This window comes from Kribbella sp. NPDC050820, from assembly GCF_040653975.1.
GTDB lineage: Bacteria > Actinomycetota > Actinomycetes > Propionibacteriales > Kribbellaceae > Kribbella.
On sequence record NZ_JBFAHB010000036.1, the window covers coordinates 68,701 to 91,190 of the forward strand.

A 22,490-nucleotide genomic window follows, 5' to 3' on the forward strand; every position below is an offset into this window, starting at 1 on the left:
GACAGTGCTGCCGGTGGCCTCCCCCTCTGTCACGCCCGGTGCGCGCTCCAGAGTCGCCTGTGGCACTCGGTCCATGGGCCTGAGAGGTTCCGGGGAGGAATTGCCCCTTCGGCGCCCGGGTCAACGGGTCTCTCCCGAGTGCTGTGTACGGCTGTCCCGAGGCTACCAGGAATCCTCGAACAGTTCGGGTAGCAGCCTCCGGGCGACCGGCCGGGCGGCCTCGACCTGAGCCGTGGTGGCTGAGGTCATCGGCCAGCGGACTCGCGTCCCGACGTCCGCCCAGTCACCGACCGCAGCCAGGAACTTGTCCAGCGCCGGATTGGACAGCCCGGCCTTCTGCAGCGGTACGACGTGCTGCCCGAAGAACTCGCCGATCCGCCGCTCGACGTCCAGGTCGTGCGCAAACCTGATAGCACCGTTCGGTGACAGTGCCGCGACGTTCGAGTAGCTGCCGTGCGCACCGAGTAGCGACATGCTCGCCAGGAAGTGACCGGGCACGAAGATCGACAGCCCGGACTTCGTTGCCTCGTCGAACCATGCCTTGTCGCCGCCGGCGGTCTTCAAGCCGATCAGGCTCGGCGCCAACTGCTGCAGCAGCTGCGGCCCGACCGGCGTCTTCGCATGCGGCGGGTTGTAGAGCACGAGCGGTACGTCGCCCGCCGTGTCGGCGACCCGCCGGACGAAGTCGAGCGCCTCGCGGTCGTTGAGCGGCAACCAGTCGGGCAGGATCACCTGGATCGCGTCCGGCTCGAGCGCGGCTGCGCGTTGGACCCGCGCCAGCTGGACCTGTGCCGACGGGTGACTGGCGCCGATCTGGAACGGCTTGCCCGCACCAGCCAGCACCTCGTTGACCCGGTCGAACTCGTCCTCGGTCAGGGTCTGGAACTCCCCCGCCGTGCCGTGTGCGTAGAGCCCATCCAGCTCGGTGGTGGCTAGGGTCGCCGCCTGGGCCTCCAGGCGGGTGAAGTCGATGGTGTCGTCCGCATTCAGGGGTAACAACAAAGTCGCCCACACACCGCGCAGCGATTCAGCGGTGAGTGGGCGCACTATGGTTCGGAGTCGGGGTTCGGAGTCGGTCAGCCGGTCATGCGGGCGCGGCGGCGGGCGGCGAGCTCGTCGTTCGCGTGGTGGTCGCCGTCGTCGTGACCGTCGGCGCGCTCGGTGGGCAGCTCGGACAGCGAGCCCTCGACCTCGCGCCAGACGCCGCCGAGCGCGATCCCGAACACGCCCTGGCCGCCGGCCAGCAGGTCGATGACCTCGTCCGGCGAGGTGCACATGTAGACCGAGGCGCCGTCGCTCATCAGCGTGATCTGGGTCAGGTCGTCGATCCCGCGCTTGCTCAGGTGCGCGATCGCGGTCCGGATCTGCTGCAGCGAGATCCCGGCGTCCAGCAGGCGCTTGATCACTTTCAGCAACAAGACGTCGCGGAAGCCGTACAGCCGCTGCGTGCCCGAGCCGGTCGCCGGGCGGACCGACGGGGAGACCAGGCCGGTGCGGGCCCAGTAGTCGAGCTGACGGTAGGTGATCCCGGCCGCGGCGCACGCCGTCGGGCCGCGGAACCCGACGTCCTCCGGCATCGGCCGCAGGTCGTCGTCGAAGAGCAGACCCTGGACGCCCGCGGCAGCGGCCGCCTCGGCGTGTGCTTCGGACGTCGACTGCGCCGTCAGATCCGTGTCGCCGGTGCGTGTCACGCCTGAGCCTCCCTGGGTACCGACTGGAACGGGTCACATCCGTGGAGTGACAACACCCCACAACTCCTTCAAGGTAAGCCGCCGATCAGGGAGGGTCAACGATCACCGCCCTGGTCCGAGAGCGTGTCGCAACCCTGACCTCAATCGTTACCTTGCGTGCCTTGTACCAGACCGTTCAAATCTGCCTGTGCTGACCGGTCAGTAGGTCAGCTCTTGTCGAAGTCTTCCGGGGTCACCTGGTCCAGGAACTCGCGGAACCGCTCGACCTCTTCCTCCTCCTCCACCTCGTCCGCGCCGGCCGTCTCACTGTCCGGCACCGGGATGCCGGCCTCGGCCAGGATCTCCTCCGCGCAGAACACCGGCGTCCCGGTGCGCAGCGCCAGCGCGATCGAGTCCGACGGCCGCGCGGAGATCTCGGTCTTGTCGTCGAACACCAGGATCGCCTCGAACACGCCGTCGGTCAGGTTCACGATCCGGACCTGGCTGAGGGTGTGCCCGAGCACCCGGATCGTCTCGGCGAACAGGTCGTGCGTCAGTGGCCGGGGTGGCTCCATGCCCTGCTGGGCGAAAGCGATCGCACTCGCCTCGGCAGCGCCGATCCAGATCGGCAGGTACCGCTCGCCCCCGACCTCCCGGAGCAGCACGATCGGCTGGCTCGAGGGCATCTCTACCCGGACTCCGATGACATCGACTTCGCGCACACCTTCAGCCTACTCCGCGGGACAGCCCCGGGCAGGCCCGCGGGTGCGCCGGTGGACAGGACGTGCACGACCAAGGGCACAACCAAGGGCTCAGCGCGGCAGCCGGGAGCGGACCAGTGCCGCATGCAACCGGACGGCCAGCGCCGCCAACTCCTCGGTCTGCGCGGTACGGCGGGGCCCGGTGACCTGCTCGATCAGGCCGGCCTCGCGGTCGGCCGCGGTACGGAACAGGCGCAGGTGCCGCGGCTCGATGCCGTGCCCGGCGAACTCGCCGGCGAGCTTGGCGACCACGATCGCGTCGCCGTCGTAGTGGTTGCCGCGGGCCACCACCAGGCCGTGGTTCTCCAGCTGGTCGAGCAGCTCGGGCTCGACACCGGCCGCGGCCCGCAGCTCGTCCCGGGTCAGCTTGAGCTCGGTGCCGTAGGCACCGAAGTCCTCGGCGGCGGGCAGGCCGGGTGTCTCCGGCAAGGAGCTCGGCGCCACCGGCGGGCCAGCGGCCGCCGGGCGCAGGCCGCGGTCCATCGCGGCCAGGTGCTCCTTGATGATGCGCAGCGGCAGGTACTGGTCGCGCTGCGCGGTCAGCACGTACCGGAGCCGGTCGACGTCGGCGTCGCTGAACTTGCGGTAGCCCGACGCGGTCCGGGCCGGCGTCACCAGCCCCTCGGCCTCCAGGAACCGGATCTTGGAGATGGTGACGCCGTCGAACTCGGCCTGCAGGAGCTGCAGCACGTCACCGATGCCCCTGCCGTCGACAGGGCCTTCGGCGGACGGCTCAGGCTTGGCCACTGGCGTAGTACACCAGCCGGTACTTGCCGATCTGGACCTCGTCGCCGTTGTTGAGCTGGACCTCGTCGATCCGGTCCCGGTTCACGTAGGTGCCGTTCAGGCTGCCGACGTCGCGGACCTTCACGCCGTACGCGTCCCGGCGGAACTCGGCGTGCCGGCGCGACACGGTCACGTCGTCGAGGAAGATGTCGCTGTCCGGGTGCCGGCCGGCGGTGACCACGTCGACGTCGAGCAGGAACCGGCTGCCCGCGTTCGGGCCGCGCTGGACGATCAGCAGGGCGGACCCGGCCGGCAGCGCGCCGACCGCGGCCTCGTCGTCGGCCGACAGCGGCTCACCGGTGCCGGTCGGCTCGGGCTCGACACCGATCGGGGTGAGCATCGCGGTGTCGGTGACACCGGGCGTGACACCGGGTGCTGCCGGGGTTGCCGCCGGGCGGTCCGCGCCAGGGAGCATCGCTCCGCACTGCGAGCAGAACCGGCTGCCCTCGGAGTTCTCGTGCCCGCACTGGTTGCAGAACGGCATGCTGTGATCCTCCCGATCGCCGGCGGTCCGGCGACGTTTTCGATAGACCCCGTATGAACAAGTGTGGACGCCAAACCGCGGACCTCAACCCTCTACCAGCGGTTGAGGTCCGGCCAACCTATCAGGAGCCGCCAAGCCCGTTACGGGCGGTGCCCAGGCACCCTGGCGGCGGGTGGAGGTCAGCTCTGGTCGAGCTGGCCCTGGTAGGTCTCGGCGTCCATCAGCGCCTCGACCTCCTCGGCGTCCTCGACCTCGATGTCGAGCAGCCAGCCCTCGCCGTACGGGTCGGTGTTGACCAGGTCGGGCTGGTCGGCCAGGGACTCGTTCACCGCGGTCACGGTGCCGTTCACCGGGGCGAACAGGTCGCTCACGCTCTTGGTCGACTCCAGCTCGCCGCAGGCGTCGCCGGCCCGCACCTTGCTGCCGACGTCGGGCAGCTGCACGTACACGATGTCGCCGAGCGCGTCCTGCGCGAAGTCGGTGATGCCGATCCGCACCGGTCCGTCGCCGTCGGCCTTCACCCACTCGTGCTCGGCCGTGTACTTCAGGTCTTCGGGGTACACCTTTGTTCCTCTTTCGCTCAAGTACGGATCTGTGGGTCAGCTACTTGGTCGGGCTGGGCGCCGGGCGAGCGTAACGATGCTCCTCGGGCGCGTGCAAGGCGGTGATCGACACCTGCTTCAGCTCGTTCACCTCGGCCGTGCCGCCCACCTGCGGACCGGTCACCTCGCTGACCAGGCCGCCGGGGAAGTTGGCCGCCTCGGCCAGGTTGTGCGACTCGCCGATCGCCTCGATCACGTACGGCGAGGTGACCTTCTGGCCGTCGATCCGGATGCCGGGCGAGTCGTCGACGAAGTCGGTGCTGGCGACCACCCGGGCCGAGCCGTTGATCTGGATCGCCTCCGCGCCGGCGTCGCGGAGCTCCTCGATCGCGTCCAGCAGGTTGCTCGAGGTCATCTTGCCCTCGGGGTCGTTCAGCGTGATCCGCACCCCGGGGCCCTGGGCCGGCAGGGTGCCGGCCAGGATGCCGAGCACCCGGATCTGCGCCTCGGCCTGCTCGCGGGCGGTCTGCGCCTTGTCCGCGCTGGACTCGAGGGTGTTCTTGCGCTCCTCGAGCTCGGCGATCTCGCTCTCCAGCCGGCGGGTGTTCTGGCCGAGGCCGTCCAGGATCGCGATCAGGTCCTCGCGGCGGGCGTTCTGGTAGCCGTCGTCGGCCCGGTTCACCCGGACCTGGACGACCGCCATGCAGGCGACCAGCGCGAGCACGACGGCGACGATCGCCTGGCCGCGGGACGGCTTGAACCCGGCCTTGAGCCGCCGCCAGGCCAGGTTCGGCGTCCGCGGCTTCTTCGGCTGCGGCATCGGCGTCGGCTCCGCCGGGTGCGCCGCCTCCGCGGCGGGCTCGGGCTTCACCTCAGGCTTCGGCTCAGGCTTGGCCTCGGGCTTCACCTCAGACGTGGCCTCGGGCTTCGGCTCAGGCTTGGCCTCGGGCTTCACCTCAGACGTGGCCTCGGGCTTCACCTCGGGCTTGGCCTCAGGTTTCGGCTCGGCTTTGCGTTCCGGTGTTTCGTCAGTCATGTCAGGCCCTGAAGATGTGCCGGCGGATCGCGGCCATGTTGGTGAAGATCCGGATGCCCAGGACGACGACCACGCCCGTGGACAGCTGGGAGCCGACGCCGAGCTGGTCGCCCAGGTAGACGATCAGCGCCGCGATCAGCACGTTGGAGATGAACGAGACGACGAACACCTTGTCGTCGAAAATCCCGTCCAGGAACGCGCGCAGCGCCCCGAACACCGCGTCCAGCGCCGCCACCACGGCGATCGGCAGATACGGCTGCGCCCACTCGGGGACGTCGGGCGCGACCAGCAGGCCGACCACGACGCCGATCACCAGTCCGAGTACGGCGATCATCTCGGTCCCACCTTCGCGTAGCGCAACGCGATGGTCGCATCGGCCGGCACCAGCAAGGAGTCCTCCGTCGTGATCGTCATCCGGACATCGAAGTTGCTGACCAGGTACTGCATCCACTGCCCGCCCGAGCTCTGCGCGAACCGGGCCGGCATGGTCGCGGTGTCGCCGATCGCGAGCACCGTGTACGGCGGGGTCAGCGAGCTGTAGTCGACCGTGATCGCGCTGCCGGCGCCGCGGATCGCAGTCATCGACGTGAGCCGGTGACCGTTCACCGAGATCGCCTCCGCGCCGGACGTCCACAGGCCGTTGACCAGCTGCTGCAGGTCGACGTCGAGCAGCCGGCCTTCCTTGCCGGAGTCCTTCGCGTCGTCCACCACCGCCTTGATCCCCGGGCCGGTGGCGGCGACCGCGCCGGTCTGCAGCTCGAGGGTGTCCAGCTGCTGCTGCAGGGCGGCGCCCGAGCTGGTATTGCTCAGTCCGCTGGCCTGCAAGCGCCGTACCTGGTCGGCCAACTGGGTCTGCTCGGTGCGCATCCCGGTCAGCCGGGTGTCGGCCTGGTTGATGCGGGTGATCAGCTCCTTGCGCTGCTTCTCCGCCTCGGGCGCGCTGCGGTAGTTCTGCGAGGCGGCGATGGCGAGCAGGAAGCCGAGCACCAGGGTGGCGGCCACCAGCATGACGCGGTGCCTGGTCCGGGCCGGCTTGCCGTCCTGCTTCGGGCGGCGGGCGGCGACGGCGTACCCCTCGTCGAGCGGGTGGGCCATCAGGTTGTTCAGCAGCGACATCGACGCGTCGACACGCCGCTTCGGTGGGCCTTCCTGCGGTGGGGCTTGCTGTGTCACGGGTCTACCCGGCCGGGTCCTTGATCGGTTTCACCGTCTGGACCAGGTGGCGCAGCTGAGCGAAGTACAGCGCGCCGGCCCAGTAGTACAGCCCGGTGCCCCAGATTGCGAACGCCCAGCCGAACACCCGGGCGAGCAGGTTCAGCGTGCTGTCGCCGTCACCGAGCAGCAGCAGCGGGAACGCGTACAGCAGGCAGAACGTGGCCGACTTGCCGAGGAAGTGCACCGGCAGCGCGTTGAAGCCGCGGCGGTGCAGGGCGGGCAGGGTGAAGGTCAGCAGCAGGTCGCGCAGCGGCAGCGCGATCGCCAGCCACCACGGGATGATGTCGCGCAGCGCCAGGCCGAGCACGGTGGCGAAGATGTAGAGCCGGTCGGCGACCGGGTCGAGCATCTGGCCGAGCCGGGTGGTCTGGTTCATCCGCCGGGCGATCTGGCCGTCGGCCCAGTCGGTGAACCCGGAGATGGCGAGCACCAGGATCGCCCAGCCGTCCTCCTCCGGCCCGAGAATCAGCCATAGGAACAGTGGCACACCCAGCAACCGGATGAAGCTGAGCGCGTTCGGGATCGTCAGTATCCGGTCGGACACTTCCAAGTCCGGCACGCGACCCCTCCCTCTCTCACCCTGATACCCGTCGTAACTCTACTTGTCCGCCCCGACAGGTTTACGCCCGGCCACTCCAGGGCAGCCCCTGCCTTTCCCCTGATACCTGAACGCCCCTGCCCCGTCCCCGCTACGCCTGGTGCGAACCGGTGACCCGATCGATATCAGAGGGTGATGCTTGTGGTGCCTCTACGCTGACCTGAACGGGAGGAGAGCTGGTGAAGTTCCTGGTGCTGATCTACGGCAATCCGGAGTCCCGGCAGGTGTGGGACTCGCTGACCGACGAGCAGAAGCGGGAGGGGATGGCCGGTTACACGGCGTTGCACGAGGCACTGGCCGTACGCGGCGAGCTGCTCGCCTCGGAGTCGCTCGACGACCCCGGGCTGACCAAGCAGGTGCGGGTGCAGGACGGCCAGGCACTGACCACCGACGGGCCGTTCGCCGAGGTGAAGGAGCAGCTGGCCGGGTTCTACCTGCTCGACTGCGAGAGCATGGAGCGCGCGGTCGAGATCGTGCCGCAGATCCCGGAGGCGCCGTTCAGCGTCGTCGAGATCCGCCCGGTCCGGGACCTCGGCGCGCTGATGTGATCGAGGAGCTGCTGCGCGAGCTCGCTCCCCAGGTGCTCGGCCCGCTGGTCCGCCGGTACGGCGACTTCGACGCCTGCGAGGACGCCGTACAGGAGGCGCTGCTGGCCGCGGCGCAGCAGTGGCCGGCGGACGGCGTGCCGGACAACCCGCGCAGCTGGCTGATCACGGTCGCCTCCCGGCGGCGGATCGAGGTGCTGCGCAGCGAGGCAGCCCGGGTACGGCGTGAGGAGACGGTGGCGGCGTGGCCGGAGACGGAGCAGTCGTCGTCGGTCGACGACTCGCTGACGCTCCTGATGCTCTGCTGCCACCCGGCGCTCACGTCGCAGTCGCAGGTGGCGCTGACCCTGCGGGCGGTCGGCGGGCTGACCACCGGTGAGATCGCCCGCGCCTTTCTGGTGCCGGAAGCAACCATCGGGCAGCGGATCAGCCGGGCGAAAGCGAAGCTGCGGGACGCCCGCTTCGCGCTGCCGCCGGCGGACGAGCTGCCGTCGCGGCTGGCCGCCGTACTGCATGTGCTGTACCTGATCTTCAACGAGGGGTACACCGCGTCGTCCGGTGCGTCGCTGCACCGAGTCGAGCTGAGCGCCGAGGCGATCCGGCTGGCCCGGCAGCTCCGCGAGCAGTTGCCGGCCGACGGCGAGGTCGCCGGGCTGCTGGCGCTGATGCTGCTGACGGACGCACGGCGACCGGCCCGTACGACGGCCGACGGCGCGCTGGTGCCGTTGCCGGAGCAGGACCGGTCGCTGTGGAACGCCGACGCGATTGCGGAGGGCACCGAGCTGATCGAGTCGACGTTGCGCACGGCGCCGGTCGGGCCGTACCAGCTGCAGGCCGCGATCGCCGCCGTACACGACCAGGCTCGCCGGGCCGAGGACACCGACTGGCGGCAGATCCTGATGCTGTACGAACTGCTCCAGTCAGCTGCGCCCGGGCCGATGGTCACCCTCAACCGCATCGTCGCCGTCGCGATGGTGCACGGGCCTGATCGTGGGCTCGCGCTGCTAGATGACGTGGATCCGGCGTTGAAGGACCATCACCGGGTGGCCGCCGTACGCGCGCATCTGCTGGAGCTGTCCGGCGACCTGCCCGCGGCGCGCGCCGCCTACCAGGACGCCGCCCGGCTCACCGGCAGCGTGCCTGAGCAGCGCTATCTGCAGTCCCGCGCCGATGCCCTCTGAGGTGGGCCCTCTGAGTGGGTCAGAATCGACCAGTGCAGACACCGGAAGCGACGTACGACGATCTGATCGATCGTGTTGACGTGTTCTACCAGCAGGGCTCCCACCGGGAGGCTCTGGCTGTGCTCGACGAGGCCGATGACTCCGTGCTCCCGTGGCTGGCCGAGCTGACTCACACGCGGGCTTGTCTCCTCGGAGTGCTCGGCCGACCGGAGGAAGGCCTGGCTGCTCTCCAGTCCGCCGCGGCGGCGGGCGCCTGGTGGGACGACTCGCTGCTGACCGAGGACGACGACCTGGCCAGTCTGCAGGAGCTGCCTGGCTTCGCTGAGCTTCGCGAGGTGTCTCGGACGCAGCGCACTGCCACACCTCCTGCGGCACCGATCTTGCAGCTGCCGGATGGTGCCGCGCAGGGCGTTGTGGTGGCGCTACATGGTGCTGGGCAGCGGGCGACGCGTGCGGCGCGCGACTGGGCGAGCGTGACGGCACTCGGCTACGCGCTGCTGTGCGTGGAGTCGTCGCAGCAAATGTCGCCCATGTACCGCACGTGGCCGTCTCCGGAGCAGTCTCGTGACGACGTGTCTTCGGGGCTCGCGACCATGCCTGCCGATCTGCAGTCGCTGCCGCTGATCGCTGCCGGGTTCTCCGCAGGTGGTCGGGTGGCGCTCGACTGGGCTCTCACCGGACAACCGCAGTCGGTTGCCGGCGTCGTCGTACTGGCTCCTGCGCTTCGGCAGCTGCCGGAGGCCGCGCGGGGTCCGCTGGAGCCGGCGGTGGTGTTGATGGGGACGGACGACGACCTGCGTGAGGTGGTCGAGGGTGACCGGTTGACCGCGTTCGGGGTCGCCGTGGAGTGGTTGCCGGGTGTGGGGCACGAGTTCCCGGCGGACTTCGCGGAGCGGCTCGCGCAGGTGTTCCGGAAGTAGAGCGTCCGGAACCCGGGCTAGCGTGCCGGGTATGAACAGCGTGAGCACGCCGATCGAGGCGGAGCAGTTGACCGTCGTCCCCGCGAACGAGGCGTCCTGGGAGGACCTGCAGGCGGTCTTCGGGACCGCCGATGCGGGGCACTGCCAGTGCCAGCGGTTCAAGATCCGCGGCTGGATCTGGCGTGACTCCACTCAGGACGAGCGGACCGCGATGCTGCAGGACCAGACGGCCTGCGGCGACCCGGCTGCCTCGGCGACCAGCGGTCTCGTCGGGTACGTCGACGGCACATCGGTCGGCTGGGTCGCAGTCGAGCCGCGAACGGCGTACCCGAAGCTCCGGACCTCGCGCATCCCGTGGACCGGCCGGTCTGAGGACAAGGACGACGACGGGGTGTGGTCGGTCACCTGCATGGTCGTCCGGAAGGGCTACCGCGGCCGCGGTCTCACCTATCTGCTGGCCCGCGCCACCATCGAGCACGCCCGTACGCGCGGCGCCCGGGCGCTCGAGGCCTATCCGATGGTCACGCAGGCCGGCAAGCAGATCACCTGGGGCGAGTTACACGTCGGCCCGCGCCAGGCCTTCGAAGAGGCCGGCTTCAAGGAGGTCACTCGGCCGACCGTGCGCCGTACGGTGATGCGCATCGACTTCTGACCTCGCGCTCGGAACCTCGGCCCGGGCCTCGCCTGTCTATACGGTGAGAGGGGGTGGCATGAGCGACGACTTCAGCGAGTACGTGGCGGCGCGGTGGGCGGGGCTGGTGCGCTCCGCGGTGCTGCTCGGGTGCACCCATGCCGAAGCTGAGGACCTCGTCCAGTCCGTGCTCGAGCGGTGCCTGCTGAAGTGGCGCAAGGTGCAGGCGGCCGACGACCGGGACGCCTACGTGCACCGGATCCTGGTCAACACCTTCCTGTCCACGCGTCGCCGCCGCTGGACCGGTGAGAAGCCGACCGCGACGCTGCCCGAGTACGGCGGAGCCGACCACACCACCGGCATCGACGACACAGACGCGATCATGCGCGCCCTCGACAGACTGCCCGGCGACCAGCGCACTGCAGTGGTACTGCGGTACTACGCCCATCTGAGCGAGCAGCAGATGGCCACCGTGCTCGACGTCGCCTCCGGCACCGTGAAGAGCCGGCTGTCCAGAGCCGTGAAGGCCCTGGCCCAGGACCCGGACCTGGCCGAACTGCGAGGATCCCGATGAACGAATCCAAGCTGACCGACCTCCTCGACCGCGCCGCCGAGCGCACCACCGTCGGGCCGCCCCCGATCGACGCGATGCACGCCCACGCCACCCGAGCACGCCGCCGCCGCACCCTGGCGGTCTGCGTCACCGCCGCCGTCGCCGTCGCAGCCGCCGGCGGCGCAACCGCCCTCCTCACCAGCCCGACCTCGTCAGTCACCCCACCACCCGTCGCCTCCACCAGCCCCCACGTCGCGCCCGCCGACACCCGCTTGGTCGGCGTCGGTCACGCGGCCATCGCCGTCCCCGCCGAGTGGGGCACCAACAAGGAACGCTGCGGGACGCCGACGGCCGACACGGTCATGTTCGACGTGGGAGCCGTCCATCTCTGCCTGTCGCCTCGCCCCGCCGGCGTCGAAAGCGTCTGGATCCTTGACGGCAAGACCCGGTTTTTCAAGTTCGTCGCCGACGAAACCTTCCAGCTCGACGGTGTCCGGGCCGAACGTCAGCGCACCAGCTGCGTCAGCGAGTCGTTCAAAAAGGTCACGGTGTGCTCGGGCGCGGTGTATCTCCCGTCGCTCGACGTGAAGTTCTACGCGCAGTCGTCGACGAACGCAGCCGAGGTCGACCGGATCCTCGACCGCGTCACGATCGTCCCGGACCGGGTCGGCGTACCGCCCTTCCGCTACTTGGAACCTGGGAACGGGCTGTCGGCGGCGAAGTACGCCGAGGCACTCCGCGCCCTGGGGCTGAAGCCGGACATCCAGACCAGGAAGTGGCCCAGTTACACCCCGGGCGAACTGATGAGAGTCATGCCCGAGGCGGGCACGATGGTGCCGCTGGGCAGCACCGTGACGATGATCGTGGTCGCGCCCTGACGCTACTGACGGGACTCCAGGGTGGTCAGGTCGCGGAGGGCGAAGCGGTAGTGCTCGGCTTCCTCGTCCATGAGGACGCCGAGGCAGTCGGCTACCGCGCGGTCCTCCTCGGGGTAGCCGGGGGCGGGTGGGCGTGGGCAGGGGCGGCCGAGGTCGGCGTTGGTTAGATCCTCGAGGATGGCGTTGACCACTGCTTGCCGGTCCGCGCGGGCTTCGACGACTTCGGCGTACGTCGGTTTGGCGTCGAGGTCCATGCCTAGCGTCGCGGCGTCTGCCGGGTTGTAGGCGGTCTGCGGGAGTGCGAGCGGGTGGAACGGCCGCTCCTGGTCGAGGATCGTGCGGCTCACCCAGGAGTCGGTGATCCAGATGAGGTGGCGCAACGTCTCGACGAAGGACCACTCGCCGGCGACCCGCTCGTGGCGAGCGGACTCGGGCAACCGCTCGGCCCGGGCGGTCAGCTCCGACCACAGCCCGTCCAGCGTCGCCCACATCGCGCGGAAGCCGTCGGCGTCCTGGATCTCCCGCAACTGCACCCGCTCGGGGTGCCGGCGGTCGAGCTCGGCCTCGACGTACTCCGTGACGTCGACCCCGTTCACGACCAGGTTGCTCACCCACCCGGAGATGTCGACGTCGACCAGCGCCGCGTCGACGATCTTCACCCCGGTCAGATCACAGTCGACGAACCGCGCGCCGCGCAGGTCCGCCACCATGAACGTCGTCCCGCGAAACCTCTCGTCCGCACCGTGGTATCCCGGCGACCACCGATGCGGACCGAACTGCCCCAGCTCGTTCACCGCGCCATTCTCGCCCCTACCGCCGACAAATTCCGCGGCCTGTCGAGGAGACCGCGTCAGCTGGCTGCCGACTTACGCTTCGGAGCGGCGCGGACATGGGCGCGTTCGCCCTGTTTGCCGATCAGGCTGAGAAACTCGACCGGACCGGCGCTGGTGGCGCCGAACCAGTGCGGGGTGCGGGTGTCGAACTCCGCGGCCTCGCCCGGCTCGAGGATGAGCTCCTGGTCGCCGAGGACGAGCCGGAGCCGGCCGTTGAGCACGTAGGCCCAGTCGTACCCCTCGTGGGTGCGAAGGTCGGGCACTTGGTCGTCGCGGCCGGCCGGGAGCACGAACTTGTACGCCTGGATGCCACCGGGCCGACGGGTGAGCGGAAGCACGACCATCCCGTCGCCGCAGGCGATCGGGCGCAGGTTGATGCGCGGGTTGCCGGTGGGCGGCGCGTCGACCAGCTCGTCGAGGGTGACCCCGTAGGCGCCCGCGAGCGGCAGCAGCTGCTCCAGCGTCGGCCGCCGCAGCCCTGACTCGAGGCGGGACAACGTGCTGATCGAGATGCCGGTCTCGTCGGCGAGGTCGGCGAGCGTGACCTCGCGGCGCAGCCGCAGCTGCTTCAGCCGGTGCCCGACCGCGTCCAGCGTTCTGTTCACTGCTTGGCTCATGCGTTCCATTTTGCCATTCGGCAACAAGCTTTGCCGATTCGGCAGATTCCTCGCCACCATCGGTGCTGACTCTCGACGTTGTGAAGGGAAGCCCATGAGTACCCACGTGGCGGCCGCTGCGCCGACCATCGACGACCCCCGCCGGCGGCGCGCGATCCTGGTCGCGGTCTGCGTCGCGCTGATGGCGGTGATCGCCTCGGTGTCCGGCTTGAACGTCGCGCAGCCGGAGCTCGCGGTCACGTTCGACGCCTCCCAGACGGAGGTCCTGTGGTTCATCAACCTCTACACGATCAGCTTGGCCGCGCTGCTGCTGCCACTCGGTGCGGCCGGCGATCGGTGGGGCCGCAAGCCGGTGCTGCTGGCCGGCCTGCTCCTGTTCGGGGTGGCCAGTGCCGCAGCCGGCTTGGCCACGTCGTCCGAGATGATGCTCGCGGCCCGGTTCGTCAGCGGTGTCGGCGCGGCGATGATCATGCCGGTCACGCTCGCCGTCATCACGTCGGCCTTCCCGGACGAGCACCGTTCGAAGGCGATCGGCGTCTGGACCGGGGTCGCCGGTGGTGGCGGCATCCTCGGCATGTACCTGTCCGCCGTCCTTGTCGACCTGGCGAGTTGGCGCTGGCTCTTCGTGCTGCCTGTCGCTCTGGTCGTTGTCGCGATCGTGATGGCACTGCGAGCTGTGCCCAACTCGCGTGAGGAGTCGGCGCACCGGTTCGACTTCGTCGGCTCGCTGGCTTCTGTCGTGGCAGTGTTCGGCTTCGTCCTCGCGTTGCACGAGGGGCCGGAGCGGGGTTGGGGAGCGCCGCTGACGCTGGTGAGTCTTGCGGTGGGTGTGGTCGGCGCAGTCGCCTTCGTGGCGTGGGAACTGCGCCGGGCAGCTCCGCTGCTCGACGTACGACTGTTCCGCAAGCGGGGTCTGGCGAGTGGGTCCGTGTCGCTGCTGACGGTGTTCGGTGTGCAGGCCGGGATCTTCGTCGTACTGTTCCCGTTCTTCCAGGCTGTGCTCGGCTGGTCCGGGTTGCGCTCGACGCTCGCGCTGATGCCGATGGCGTTGTTGATGATGTTCGCCTCCGGGCTCGCGCCGCGGCTCGCCGCGCGGATCGGAGGCCGCGCGACGATGGCGGCCGGGATTCTGCTCGGAGGCGTCGGCCTGGTCCTGATGGCGACGCTCGTCTCCACGGACGGCGGCTACGTCGCGATCCTGCCGGGCATGCTCGCGATGGGACTTGGCATGGGCCTGTCGATGACTCCGTCCACCGAGGCGATCACGAGTGCGCTGCCGCGTGAGCGCCAAGGCGTCGCGTCCGCGCTCAACGACGTGACGCGGGAGTTCGGCACCGCGCTCGGTGTCGCGTTGCTCGGAGCATTGTTGTCCGCCGGCTACCGCAATGCCATCGACCAGCAACTCGCCGGAATCCCCGAACCAGCCGCCGACACCGCCCGCGAAGGCATCGCCAACGCCATCGCAGTCGCTCCCGAAGCGGGACCCCACGCAGAGGCCCTGATCCGGGCGGCTCAGGATTCCTTCGTCAGCGGCTGGCAGCAATCCATGTGGGCGGGCGCGGTCCTGATGGCGCTCCTGTTCCTCTCGATCGTCAGTCATAGGTGGCTTCGGCCTGCCAGGTGGTTTGGTGGAGGGTGAAGAGCCAGGCCCGGGTGTCGGCGGTGGTGAACTGGAAGCGGGCGCGGCGGGACTCGGTGTCCGGGTCCCACCAGCGCTCGTCGACCAGCCAGGGGCCGGCCCAGGCAGTGATCGGGTGCAGCTTGTTGCTATCGGCAACTTGAGCGGCTGGGCCGAGGCGGAAGGCGGTGGGCGTGCCGGAGAGCGCGCCGCGGGCGCTGACCGAGACCTCGCTGCCGTCCTCGGCGAGGACCTGCGCGGGAAGCGGGGTGGGGAAGATGGTGGTCGGCGCGAGGGCGGGCCAGCGCGTGGCGTCGGCGGAGCTGATCGAGCCCGGCCACGGCTGATCCGCGGGGTGGGCCGGCACCGGGCGGTCGCCCCACGGGACCAGCGTCTGCCGCTCGGCGTACCCGCGGCCGCCACCGATCACCACCGACGCGACGGCCCCATGACCGAGCATGCTCTGGACCCGCGACAGCGCCCGGTGGATCCGCTCGTCCGGCCCGCCGCCCCACAGCCCGTCGACGTACGCGCCGACCGGGTCGACCTGCTCGGGCACGAGTCGGAGCCGTACGACGGGTGACGTCAGCTCGGTGGTCGCCGTACCGCTCCCCTGCAGCTGCCAGCGGACCCGATCCACCACGTCCGCCGCGGTGAACCAGCGGGGGTGCAACCACTCCCGCTCGTGGATTCGGCCGGACTCGGTGCCGGCCTCGACCCGCAGCGTCGTACAGACCAGGCCGAGCTCGGTCAGCCGGGCAATCAGCTCGTCGGCGACCGACCGGACCGCGAAGGCGACCTGGTCGACCCGGTCCACCGCCGGCTCGAAGTCGAGGGTGCGGACGAGCTCCGGCGGGACTTCGCGGCCGACTACGGAGCGATCGTCGAACCCACAGGCCAGCCGGTGGGCGTAGGCGCCGTCGGGGCCGAACCTGGTCAGCACCTCGGTGGGAGACAGCCCCGCGAACGCACCCAGCGACCGCAGCCCGAGCCGGCGGAGCAGGTCGGTCAGCGTCGGCTGCTCGAGCGTGTCGACGCTGAACGGCGCCAGGAACTCCGCCGACTCCCCCGGCGGGACCACCAGGATCCGCGTCTCCGCCGAGCTCGACCGGGCCGCCTGCTCGGCGGCGAACGGACCGTCGGCGATCCCCACCCGGCTCCCCGGCACGTCGAACGTCTCGAGCCGGTCGAGCAGCTTCGCGGCCGCGGCCGGCTCGCTGCCGTAGAACCGGGACGGACCGCGCGCCTTCAACGCGCACATCCCGGGCCGGATCACCTGGATGCCCGGGATGAGCGCCTCCAGGCAGCCGATCACCGGGTCGAACGAGCGCGCGTCGATCACCGGGTCGTACTTCAGCACGACGAGCTCCGGGCAGCGCGACTGCGCGTCCCGGGCCCGCAGACCGCGGCGCACCCCGCCGGCCCGGGCCGCGGCGGAGGTGGCGAGCACCTTGCCCTTCTCCAGCACGGCGATGGGCTCGTCCGGAGAGCGCCCGGCCGCCACCGCGGCCGCTGTCACCGGCCAGTCCGGCACCCAGACCACCATCGTGCGAGTCAGCCCACGCCCCATCACCCCACCGCCTCGTCCTGCCAGCCCGGAGCCTCGCCAACACCCGGCCGGAAGGCGCCGTCCGCCGCCGAGCCGACCCCGCGAACAGCGCCACCTCCGGAGTCGACCGAACGGGAGGCACCGTCAGACGCGGAGCCGACCGCGCGAACAGCGGCATCCGCGGAGTCCACCGGGCGAAAGGTGCTGTCCGCCGCGGTGTCGATCGAGCGGATGGCGCCGTCCGGTCCGGGGAGCCAGAGCTGGTGCCGGCGTTGGCGCACGGCGGCTCGCCGGCCGGTGACCACGACGGTCGCCTGCCGGGCGGCGAGCAGGCCTTCACCGGCCCCCAAGCCGGTCCAGACGTTGCTCTCCACCTCCAGCCGCGCCTCACTCCCCGGCCAGGAGCCAACCGCGATCAGCACCGCACCCCGGGTCCGCAGACGCGCGGCGAGCCGGGACGCCTCCCCCGGCGTCACCTCCCCCGGCGGACGGACCACCACCACCGTCAGCGCATCGACCAGAGCAGCGACGACGTTGAGCCAGTCATGCTCCGGATCCGGCACCAGGACCAGGCGCTCGAGGTCCACCCCGAGCGCCCGCGCAGCCTCCGCCCCGAACGAAGGCAGCCCGACCACCCCGCACCACGCACCCTCCGCGGACGGACCGGCCATCATCGCCATCGCCAGCGCCGACGATCCCCGCACGGAGTACGCCGATCCGCCGCGCAACCCAGCCCCCGCCAGCAGCTCGGAGACCGCGGGCAACGTGGGCAGCACCCGATCCACACTCGCGGTGTCCAGCGCCTGCTGCACCCGCGTCTCGGTGGTCCGCGGCGCCGCCACCAACCGCCGCACCCCACCACCCGCGGTCGCCTGGGCGGAAATCCGGAGGGGGACGGGTGAGTCGAGGGTTTCTTCGTCCTCGGCCTGAAGCCGAGCCGCCTTCTGCGCCTTGGCTCGGGCGAGCAGCGTGCGCGCCTGATCCAGCGCCGTCACCGCCGGCGCCCGATCCGCTGCCTTTCTCCCCGTCATGAATCCATGTTCGAACACCTGTTCGAACATGTCAATCCGGTCGTCCACAGCTCACCGGGACACTAGAGTCCAGCGCATGCGGCGGGTGGAGCACGCGCGATTGGTGGACGCGCTTCGAGTGGTCGAGGACAGTATCGACGAGGCCTGGCGAGGGTTCTGCGCGGAGTCGGGCGTGGCAGTTGGTACGGCGGAGGCCCGGGAGCTGGCCGAGGTCGTTCTGCAGGACACGTCCGAGTTCGACTGGCGGGTTGTGGACGGGGCGCTCAAGCAGTTGACGTGTGGTGAGTGCGGCTCGGGGCTTGGCGCCGGTCCGGTCGGCTGTGCGAGTTGCGACAAGGCGAACGGCTTCCGCTTCGCTGCACGTGAGGTCGACCGTCCCGACGTACCGCCGGGCAACGAGCACGCTATCCGGGTCTCCTCTGCGGTCGCCAGGACCAGGCACAGGTACACACCCCGAGCCCGCGCCGGCTACGAGCTCTTCCTCCCCGAGCTCCTCGCCGGCGCCCTCCCGACCACCCCACAGGCCCAACGCACCAAGGACCTCATCAACCACCTCCCCGACGAAGAGCTGGAACAACTCCTCACCCCCGACGACCTGCTGAGGAAGGCCACCTGATGGACGACGAGGAGACGGGGGTGGTGTGAGCGAACATAGGGTGGGGGCATGCCGAGAACTGTTGCCACGAATACGAAGGTCGGGGTCGAGGAGCTGCTGGAGTTCGTGCGGCCGCGCCATCACATGTTGCTGATCACCACGAGGGCGGACGGGACGCCGCAGGCCTCGCCGGTGTCGGGTGGAGTGGACAGCGAGGGCCGGATCGTCATCTCGTCCTACCCGGAGCGGGCCAAGAGCACGAACGTGGAGCGGAACCCGCAGACCAGTGTCGTGGTGCTGTCGGACGACTGGAACGGTCCGTGGGTGCAGGTGGACGGCACCGGCGAGGTGATCCAGCTGCCGGACGCGGTGGAACCGCTGGTGGAGTACTACCGGTCGATCTCCGGTGAGCACCCGGATTGGGACGAGTACCGCGAGGCCATGCGGACGCAGGGCAAGTGCCTGATCCGCGTCACCCCGGAGCGCTGGGGCCCGGTCGCGACAGGCGGCTTCCCGGCCCGGCTGGCCGACTAGTTGCGTACGGCGCTCGTCGTCCATGCGCACCCGGATGACGAGGTCTTCGCTACCGGCGCCGCCACCGCAGTGCTCAGCGCTGCGGGGTGGCACGTCGTACTGCGGGTCGCCACAGCAGGAATCGGCGACGCGGCGGACAGACTGCAAGCGTCATGCGACCTGCTCGGCATCGACGAGTGGGACTGGCTGAGCACCAAGGGCCGCTGGGTCGACGACGGCGGATCAGGCGGTCCGCACACGCTGGCGAGTGCACAGCCCAATGAGGTCGCGGCAGAGGTCGGACAGGCGGTCAGCGAGGTCCAACCGCAGCTCGTGCTGACGGTCGGAAGGGACGGGCTCACAGGACACCCGGACCACATCGCCATCTCACGAGCCGTGCAACGGCAGCAGACCCACGCGTTGGGCGCAAGGCTGCGAGCACAGGACGTGCAGGCAGGCCACAACTACCTGCAACGACACCTGCCCGGAGAGAAGGTGGGCTCCGGGCAGGTCGTCGGCTGCCAAACGGAACTGCAAGAGATCACCAGCACCCCGGAAGCAGCCCAACGCCGTCGCAAGGCGTTGGACCAGTACTACGACGGCCTGGGTACGACGGACATCACCGAACTGGTCACCACCTACGGCAGACGCGGCGACTCCCTGCTGCTGCGGGCGATCTTCGACGCGGGTGGCTGGCAGACCGACCGCTTCGAGGTGCTCAACTCTTCTGGTAGCGACGCTCCATCGTTTGCGTGATGCGCTGCATCGCGCCCTCGAGGTGTTCGCGCAACGCGGCCTCCGCACCGGCCTCGTCGTGCGCGACGCACGCGTCGAGTATCGCCTGGTGCTCACGCCGGGTCTGCTCGATCCGCGCCTTGGTCTGCCGCGAGCCGAACCGGTAGCGCTCGCTGTTCTGCCACACCGGCTCGATCGCGCGCGGCAGCCAGCGCGACCCACCGGCCCGGTAGATGGCGAAGTGGAACTCGGTGTGCGCCTGCCGGGAGGCGATGTTGTCGCCGGCCTTCGAGAGCCGCACGTGCTCGGCCAGCGCAGTGCGGGCCAGTGCGGCGTCGGAGTCGGAGAAGCGGGTCGCGGCCGCCCGTACCGCGAGGGACTCCAGCGCCAGCCGGGTCTGGTGCGTGTCGCGCAGGTCCTCCATCGACAGCTCGCGGACCCACGCGCCCTTGTGCGGAACGATCTCGACCAGCCCGAGCGCCTGCATCCGCCGCAGCCCTTCGCGGATCGGCATCTGGCTCATGTCCAGCCGCTTCGCGAGCTCCTCGAGCCGAAGCGCCGTACCACTCGGAAGCTCGCCGGACAGGATGAGTTCGTGCAGTTCGGCGGCCGCCTCCTCGGCGAGGGTACGACGGCCGGTCGGTCCCCCGGGCGTGAGCTCGAGTCGTCGGGTCATAGGGTGCGGGCTACCTCTCTCCTCCACTGCACAACTCTGGGAGGTAACCGTAGCGGCCGGTGGGTGATCTGCGGGACTCCGACAGCAGATTGCTCAGTAACACTGATTGGTCTAGTCCAGCGGCCCGAACCGGCAGCTACGTCAGAACCCCGTCAGATCAAGGAAAACCCTGCGATCGGGAGCGATCCGGTCCAATGCGTCGCCGGCCCGGTCGGCGGTCACCAGCTCGACGTCCGGCCGTACCTGCACCGGCGCGACCGCAGCGAGCGCCTCGCTGACCGCACCAGGTTCGAGGACTGTTCGTTGCAGGTTCACCGGCAGCACTCGCAGGTCTCGCCCGATCAGCTGGTGCAGGTCGATCGTGGTGAACTCACCAGCCCTGTAACCCAGTATGGCGATCCGCCCGCCCGGAGTGATCTGGCCGAGCACCCCACTGGTGACCGGACCGCCCACAGTGTCGATCGCCGCGTCGCACCACGGCAGCTCACGCCCGACCTGCCCTAGCTCGTCCACACGCACGATCTGGTCGACCAACGGCGCAGCCGCGTCCACAGCCTCGCCGACCCAGGCCAGCCCGATCACCTTCCGCGCACCGGCCGCACGAGCCATCGCTGCACACAGACGACCCAGCAGACTGGTCACCCCGGTGACCACAACCGTCTCGCCTCCCAGTACGCCGGCAACGCGCCGCACGGCCGTGTGGGCAGTCAACGCCGGCGTGAGCAGAGCAAGAGCGACGACAGCATCCAGCTCGGCAGGCAGCCGATGTACGGCGGCATCGGGCACGACGGCGTACCGGCCCCAGAGGCCCTGCCTCGTCACCCCGACACCCTCGCCACGGATCAGCACGGGCGTCCCGGCCGCAAGACTCGCTGAGGTCACCGCGACACCAACGCCTTCGGACCCCGGCATGAAGGGTTGCGTCGGTTGTTTGCCAGCCAGGACCGACCGGTCGGCCTGCGTCACCGCGGCCAGCCGCATCTCGACCAGCGTCTCCCCTGGTCCGGCAACCTGCTCGACCTCTTCGGCCTTCAGCTGCTGACCCGGCCCATGACTGCGCAGCACTGCCCCCGTCCGCGCGCTCATTGCTTCACCCCGGTTCCCACGATTTGATATCTGATCACACGTTTGTCCTGACGAAAAGCCCGTCTCACGGCGCGACGACCTCCTTCGCCAGCGGTACGGTCAGCTCACCGGCCGCCAGCGCCCGCATCGCGGACACGGAGTCGCTGCCCATCGGGAACGGCCAGTCGCTGCCGGCCAGCACCCGCTCGGGCCCGAACGTGGAGCCGAGCAGCTCCAGTACGGCGTCGTCGTGCACCAAGTCGTCGACGTAGAACCGGCGCAACGCGTCCGCCACCGCCAGCGACGGTGGCTCGATCCCCGGCCGCGCCGTGTCGATCCCCCGCTGCCAACGGCCGGCCAGCGCCGCCGTCACACCACCCCCATGGCACAGGCAGAACCGGATCCCCGGAAACCGCCCCGGCACATCCGCGAAGATCAGACTCGCCGCAGCCAGCCCGGTCTCGTACGGATTCCCCAACAGATTCGTCAAGTAGAACGACTCGAGCCGCTTGTCGTCACTGTGCCCCGGGTGGATCAGCGTGAAGGCCTCCAGTGCGTGCAGCATCTCCCACACCGGATCCAGCCCCTCGTAGCTCGGCGTACCCAGGGCAAAGCCGCTGAAGACCCCCTCGCGGGCCAGAGCAGCAGCAACCGAGGGTGCAGCTGCATCAAGCAGCGGCAGCTGGCCCAGCACCCGCAGCTGAGGTGTGGCGAGCTCCCGCAACCCCTGGTTCACCAACTCGGCCCACTCGACGCCGGTGTCGTACCGGAAGAGTGCAGGCGGGACGGACACCACAGCACCGTCCAGGTCTTGCTCGTCGATCCAGCGCAGAAGTGCAGCCGGGTCGGCCAGCCGCCCCAACGGCAGCCGCTGTCCGTCGACGACCAGCGAACCGTTGTCGACGGACAGCCCGAACTCGCCCTTGTGCGCAGCGGAGAGCACAGTGGGCGGGATCAGGTGGGTGTGGACGTCCCAACCGGCCATCTCAGCGGGCGTCCTCGTCGTTGTCGTAGAACGACGGCCGCTCCGGGTAGTGCGGCCCGTCGTACACCTCCAGCAGGACGGACGTCTCCTCGGCCAGCGTCGGCCCGTGCACGTTGCCCTTGGGGTTCCAGTAGAAGCTGCCCTTGGTCAGCGTCGTCCCGGTCGGCAGGTACACGTACCGCCCGGACAGGCAGAACATGAACTGGTTCGACGCGTGCTTGTGCTCGGACGGGATCCCGGACCCCTTCTCGAACCGCACCAGCGCGATCGACGCCTCGGTCTCCGGGTCGCGCCACAGCATCTTGTGGGACAGCCCGCCGAGGGACTTGTCCACCCACTCCAGGTCCTCCGTCTGCAGCAGCAACTCGCGCAGCGGCTCGTCGAACCCGGTCATGGGGCCTCCCGGCCTGGACTGAGGAGTGGAGGGAGCGAAGCGACTGGAGCGACGAGGGAAGGCCGGGAGTTCCAGCCCC

At 70.0% G+C, this 22,490-nt stretch carries 28 protein-coding genes and 1 riboswitch; of the genes, 10 read left to right on the forward strand and 18 right to left on the reverse strand.

Annotation, left to right across the window (positions count from 1 at the left end; all coding sequences use genetic code 11):
- Nucleotides 1–57: 57 nt before the first annotated feature.
- Nucleotides 58–147, reverse strand: a riboswitch (glycine riboswitch).
- Between the two features lie 15 nt (nucleotides 148–162).
- The 10 genes from AB0H36_RS27350 to AB0H36_RS27395 form a co-directional block, all read right to left on the reverse strand.
- The gene (locus tag AB0H36_RS27350; protein ID WP_360529278.1) at nucleotides 163–1,047 is read right to left on the reverse strand and encodes a dihydrodipicolinate synthase family protein; all 885 of its coding nucleotides are present in this window, start codon (nucleotides 1,045–1,047) and stop codon (nucleotides 163–165) included.
- A gap of 29 nt (nucleotides 1,048–1,076) precedes the next feature.
- Nucleotides 1,077–1,577 carry a MerR family transcriptional regulator gene (locus tag AB0H36_RS27355; RefSeq protein WP_337000291.1) on the reverse strand — a complete coding sequence of 167 codons (501 nt, stop codon included), beginning with the start codon at nucleotides 1,575–1,577 and terminating at the stop codon, nucleotides 1,077–1,079.
- A gap of 320 nt (nucleotides 1,578–1,897) precedes the next feature.
- Nucleotides 1,898–2,392 carry a bifunctional nuclease family protein gene (locus AB0H36_RS27360; RefSeq protein ID WP_360529281.1) on the reverse strand — a complete coding sequence of 165 codons (495 nt, stop codon included), beginning with the start codon at nucleotides 2,390–2,392 and terminating at the stop codon, nucleotides 1,898–1,900.
- A gap of 90 nt (nucleotides 2,393–2,482) precedes the next feature.
- Complete coding sequence (locus AB0H36_RS27365) at nucleotides 2,483–3,178, reverse strand: MerR family transcriptional regulator (protein WP_360529284.1); 696 nt, start codon at nucleotides 3,176–3,178, stop codon at nucleotides 2,483–2,485.
- Nucleotides 3,165–3,701, reverse strand: a complete 537-nt coding sequence (locus AB0H36_RS27370; protein WP_360529287.1) for an FHA domain-containing protein — start codon at nucleotides 3,699–3,701, stop codon at nucleotides 3,165–3,167. The genes AB0H36_RS27365 and AB0H36_RS27370 overlap by 14 nt, the downstream gene beginning before the upstream one ends.
- A 179-nt stretch (nucleotides 3,702–3,880) precedes the next feature.
- On the reverse strand, nucleotides 3,881–4,264 hold the full coding sequence (gene gcvH / locus AB0H36_RS27375; RefSeq protein ID WP_360529290.1) for a glycine cleavage system protein GcvH: 384 nt from the start codon (nucleotides 4,262–4,264) through the stop codon (nucleotides 3,881–3,883).
- A gap of 40 nt (nucleotides 4,265–4,304) precedes the next feature.
- On the reverse strand, nucleotides 4,305–5,279 hold the full coding sequence (locus AB0H36_RS27380) for a DUF881 domain-containing protein (protein ID WP_360529293.1): 975 nt from the start codon (nucleotides 5,277–5,279) through the stop codon (nucleotides 4,305–4,307).
- Between the two features lies 1 nt (nucleotide 5,280).
- Nucleotides 5,281–5,613 (reverse strand): small basic family protein, encoded by a 333-nt coding sequence (locus AB0H36_RS27385; RefSeq protein ID WP_360529296.1) that lies wholly within the window; start codon nucleotides 5,611–5,613, stop codon nucleotides 5,281–5,283.
- Entirely contained in the window at nucleotides 5,610–6,452 is an 843-nt protein-coding gene (locus AB0H36_RS27390) for a DUF881 domain-containing protein (protein ID WP_360529299.1), read from the reverse strand. Before AB0H36_RS27390 ends, AB0H36_RS27385 begins: the two co-directional genes overlap by 4 nt.
- A 4-nt stretch (nucleotides 6,453–6,456) precedes the next feature.
- Nucleotides 6,457–7,053 (reverse strand): CDP-alcohol phosphatidyltransferase family protein, encoded by a 597-nt coding sequence (locus AB0H36_RS27395; protein ID WP_360529302.1) that lies wholly within the window; start codon nucleotides 7,051–7,053, stop codon nucleotides 6,457–6,459.
- A 218-nt stretch (nucleotides 7,054–7,271) separates the two neighbouring features.
- Here AB0H36_RS27395 and AB0H36_RS27400 point away from each other — a divergent pair, with 218 nt between their 5' ends.
- Genes AB0H36_RS27400 through AB0H36_RS27425 form a run of 6 tightly spaced genes read left to right on the forward strand, consistent with a single transcriptional unit; the run spans nucleotide 7,272 to nucleotide 11,800 of the window.
- Nucleotides 7,272–7,640, forward strand: coding sequence for a YciI family protein (locus AB0H36_RS27400; protein WP_360529305.1), 369 nt, complete (start codon nucleotides 7,272–7,274; stop codon nucleotides 7,638–7,640).
- Nucleotides 7,637–8,818 carry a sigma-70 family RNA polymerase sigma factor gene (locus AB0H36_RS27405; protein ID WP_360529308.1) on the forward strand — a complete coding sequence of 394 codons (1,182 nt, stop codon included), beginning with the start codon at nucleotides 7,637–7,639 and terminating at the stop codon, nucleotides 8,816–8,818. The genes AB0H36_RS27400 and AB0H36_RS27405 overlap by 4 nt, the downstream gene beginning before the upstream one ends.
- Nucleotides 8,819–8,850: 32 nt before the next feature.
- The gene (locus AB0H36_RS27410) at nucleotides 8,851–9,738 is read left to right on the forward strand and encodes an alpha/beta hydrolase (RefSeq protein WP_360529311.1); all 888 of its coding nucleotides are present in this window, start codon (nucleotides 8,851–8,853) and stop codon (nucleotides 9,736–9,738) included.
- A gap of 31 nt (nucleotides 9,739–9,769) precedes the next feature.
- Nucleotides 9,770–10,390, forward strand: a complete 621-nt coding sequence (locus AB0H36_RS27415) for a GNAT family N-acetyltransferase (protein WP_360529314.1) — start codon at nucleotides 9,770–9,772, stop codon at nucleotides 10,388–10,390.
- Nucleotides 10,391–10,448: 58 nt separating this feature from the next.
- A complete protein-coding gene (locus AB0H36_RS27420; RefSeq protein ID WP_360529317.1) occupies nucleotides 10,449–10,943 on the forward strand; it encodes a SigE family RNA polymerase sigma factor in 495 nt (164 codons plus the stop codon).
- On the forward strand, nucleotides 10,940–11,800 hold the full coding sequence (locus AB0H36_RS27425) for a PASTA domain-containing protein (protein ID WP_360529320.1): 861 nt from the start codon (nucleotides 10,940–10,942) through the stop codon (nucleotides 11,798–11,800). The genes AB0H36_RS27420 and AB0H36_RS27425 overlap by 4 nt, the downstream gene beginning before the upstream one ends.
- Before the next feature lie 2 nt (nucleotides 11,801–11,802).
- Here AB0H36_RS27425 and AB0H36_RS27430 read toward each other — a convergent pair whose 3' ends face one another.
- Nucleotides 11,803–12,594, reverse strand: a complete 792-nt coding sequence (locus AB0H36_RS27430) for a DinB family protein (RefSeq protein ID WP_360529323.1) — start codon at nucleotides 12,592–12,594, stop codon at nucleotides 11,803–11,805.
- A 56-nt stretch (nucleotides 12,595–12,650) separates the two neighbouring features.
- Nucleotides 12,651–13,250: an XRE family transcriptional regulator gene (locus AB0H36_RS27435; protein WP_360529326.1), complete on the reverse strand. Its 600-nt coding sequence runs from the start codon at nucleotides 13,248–13,250 to the stop codon at nucleotides 12,651–12,653.
- Between the two features lie 94 nt (nucleotides 13,251–13,344).
- Here AB0H36_RS27435 and AB0H36_RS27440 point away from each other — a divergent pair, with 94 nt between their 5' ends.
- The gene (locus tag AB0H36_RS27440; protein WP_360529329.1) at nucleotides 13,345–14,889 is read left to right on the forward strand and encodes an MFS transporter; all 1,545 of its coding nucleotides are present in this window, start codon (nucleotides 13,345–13,347) and stop codon (nucleotides 14,887–14,889) included.
- Here AB0H36_RS27440 and AB0H36_RS27445 read toward each other — a convergent pair.
- Both AB0H36_RS27445 and AB0H36_RS27450 read right to left on the reverse strand, forming a co-directional pair.
- A complete protein-coding gene (locus AB0H36_RS27445) occupies nucleotides 14,843–16,438 on the reverse strand; it encodes a DNA polymerase Y family protein (protein ID WP_360529332.1) in 1,596 nt (531 codons plus the stop codon). The genes AB0H36_RS27440 and AB0H36_RS27445 overlap by 47 nt on opposite strands.
- A complete protein-coding gene (locus tag AB0H36_RS27450; protein WP_360529335.1) occupies nucleotides 16,438–17,448 on the reverse strand; it encodes a hypothetical protein in 1,011 nt (336 codons plus the stop codon). Before AB0H36_RS27450 ends, AB0H36_RS27445 begins: the two co-directional genes overlap by 1 nt.
- Before the next feature lie 76 nt (nucleotides 17,449–17,524).
- Here AB0H36_RS27450 and AB0H36_RS27455 point away from each other — a divergent pair, with 76 nt between their 5' ends.
- From AB0H36_RS27455 to AB0H36_RS27465, 3 genes are read left to right on the forward strand one after another with little or no spacing between them, the layout of a single operon-like run.
- Nucleotides 17,525–18,064 (forward strand): hypothetical protein, encoded by a 540-nt coding sequence (locus AB0H36_RS27455; protein WP_360529338.1) that lies wholly within the window; start codon nucleotides 17,525–17,527, stop codon nucleotides 18,062–18,064.
- Nucleotides 18,065–18,112: 48 nt separating this feature from the next.
- On the forward strand, nucleotides 18,113–18,577 hold the full coding sequence (locus AB0H36_RS27460) for a PPOX class F420-dependent oxidoreductase (RefSeq protein WP_360529341.1): 465 nt from the start codon (nucleotides 18,113–18,115) through the stop codon (nucleotides 18,575–18,577).
- On the forward strand, nucleotides 18,578–19,312 hold the full coding sequence (locus AB0H36_RS27465; RefSeq protein WP_360529344.1) for a PIG-L family deacetylase: 735 nt from the start codon (nucleotides 18,578–18,580) through the stop codon (nucleotides 19,310–19,312).
- On the opposite strand, the gene AB0H36_RS27470 is transcribed toward AB0H36_RS27465, so the two are convergent.
- The 4 genes from AB0H36_RS27470 to AB0H36_RS27485 form a co-directional block, all read right to left on the reverse strand.
- A complete protein-coding gene (locus AB0H36_RS27470) occupies nucleotides 19,275–19,967 on the reverse strand; it encodes a GntR family transcriptional regulator (RefSeq protein WP_360529347.1) in 693 nt (230 codons plus the stop codon). The two genes, AB0H36_RS27465 and AB0H36_RS27470, sit on opposite strands and share 38 nt — an antisense overlap.
- A 141-nt stretch (nucleotides 19,968–20,108) precedes the next feature.
- A complete protein-coding gene (locus AB0H36_RS27475) occupies nucleotides 20,109–21,053 on the reverse strand; it encodes a zinc-binding alcohol dehydrogenase family protein (protein WP_360529350.1) in 945 nt (314 codons plus the stop codon).
- 64 nt (nucleotides 21,054–21,117) lie between these two features.
- Nucleotides 21,118–22,017: an amidohydrolase family protein gene (locus AB0H36_RS27480; protein ID WP_360529353.1), complete on the reverse strand. Its 900-nt coding sequence runs from the start codon at nucleotides 22,015–22,017 to the stop codon at nucleotides 21,118–21,120.
- A 1-nt stretch (nucleotide 22,018) separates the two neighbouring features.
- On the reverse strand, nucleotides 22,019–22,411 hold the full coding sequence (locus AB0H36_RS27485) for a cupin domain-containing protein (RefSeq protein ID WP_360529356.1): 393 nt from the start codon (nucleotides 22,409–22,411) through the stop codon (nucleotides 22,019–22,021).
- Nucleotides 22,412–22,490 lie beyond the last annotated feature (79 nt).

Bases quoted from the DNA above. Each gene is read 5' to 3' on its own strand.
- AB0H36_RS27485 (WP_360529356.1), bottom strand. From the start codon at position 22,411: ATGACCGGGTTCGACGAGCCGCTGCGCGAGTTGCTGCTGCAGACGGAG.
- AB0H36_RS27435 (WP_360529326.1), bottom strand. From the start codon at position 13,250: ATGAGCCAAGCAGTGAACAGAACGCTGGACGCGGTCGGGCACCGGCTG.
- AB0H36_RS27355 (WP_337000291.1), bottom strand. From the start codon at position 1,577: ATGCCGGAGGACGTCGGGTTCCGCGGCCCGACGGCGTGCGCCGCGGCC.
- AB0H36_RS27425 (WP_360529320.1), top strand. From the start codon at position 10,940: ATGAACGAATCCAAGCTGACCGACCTCCTCGACCGCGCCGCCGAGCGC.
- AB0H36_RS27470 (WP_360529347.1), bottom strand. From the start codon at position 19,967: ATGACCCGACGACTCGAGCTCACGCCCGGGGGACCGACCGGCCGTCGT.
- AB0H36_RS27445 (WP_360529332.1), bottom strand. From the start codon at position 16,438: ATGGGGCGTGGGCTGACTCGCACGATGGTGGTCTGGGTGCCGGACTGG.
- AB0H36_RS27450 (WP_360529335.1), bottom strand. From the start codon at position 17,448: ATGACGGGGAGAAAGGCAGCGGATCGGGCGCCGGCGGTGACGGCGCTG.
- AB0H36_RS27460 (WP_360529341.1), top strand. From the start codon at position 18,113: ATGCCGAGAACTGTTGCCACGAATACGAAGGTCGGGGTCGAGGAGCTG.
- AB0H36_RS27455 (WP_360529338.1), top strand. From the start codon at position 17,525: ATGCGGCGGGTGGAGCACGCGCGATTGGTGGACGCGCTTCGAGTGGTC.
- AB0H36_RS27480 (WP_360529353.1), bottom strand. From the start codon at position 22,017: ATGGCCGGTTGGGACGTCCACACCCACCTGATCCCGCCCACTGTGCTC.
- AB0H36_RS27385 (WP_360529296.1), bottom strand. From the start codon at position 5,613: ATGATCGCCGTACTCGGACTGGTGATCGGCGTCGTGGTCGGCCTGCTG.
- AB0H36_RS27420 (WP_360529317.1), top strand. From the start codon at position 10,449: ATGAGCGACGACTTCAGCGAGTACGTGGCGGCGCGGTGGGCGGGGCTG.
- AB0H36_RS27415 (WP_360529314.1), top strand. From the start codon at position 9,770: ATGAACAGCGTGAGCACGCCGATCGAGGCGGAGCAGTTGACCGTCGTC.
- AB0H36_RS27370 (WP_360529287.1), bottom strand. From the start codon at position 3,701: ATGCCGTTCTGCAACCAGTGCGGGCACGAGAACTCCGAGGGCAGCCGG.
- AB0H36_RS27475 (WP_360529350.1), bottom strand. From the start codon at position 21,053: ATGAGCGCGCGGACGGGGGCAGTGCTGCGCAGTCATGGGCCGGGTCAG.
- AB0H36_RS27440 (WP_360529329.1), top strand. From the start codon at position 13,345: ATGAGTACCCACGTGGCGGCCGCTGCGCCGACCATCGACGACCCCCGC.
- AB0H36_RS27380 (WP_360529293.1), bottom strand. From the start codon at position 5,279: ATGACTGACGAAACACCGGAACGCAAAGCCGAGCCGAAACCTGAGGCC.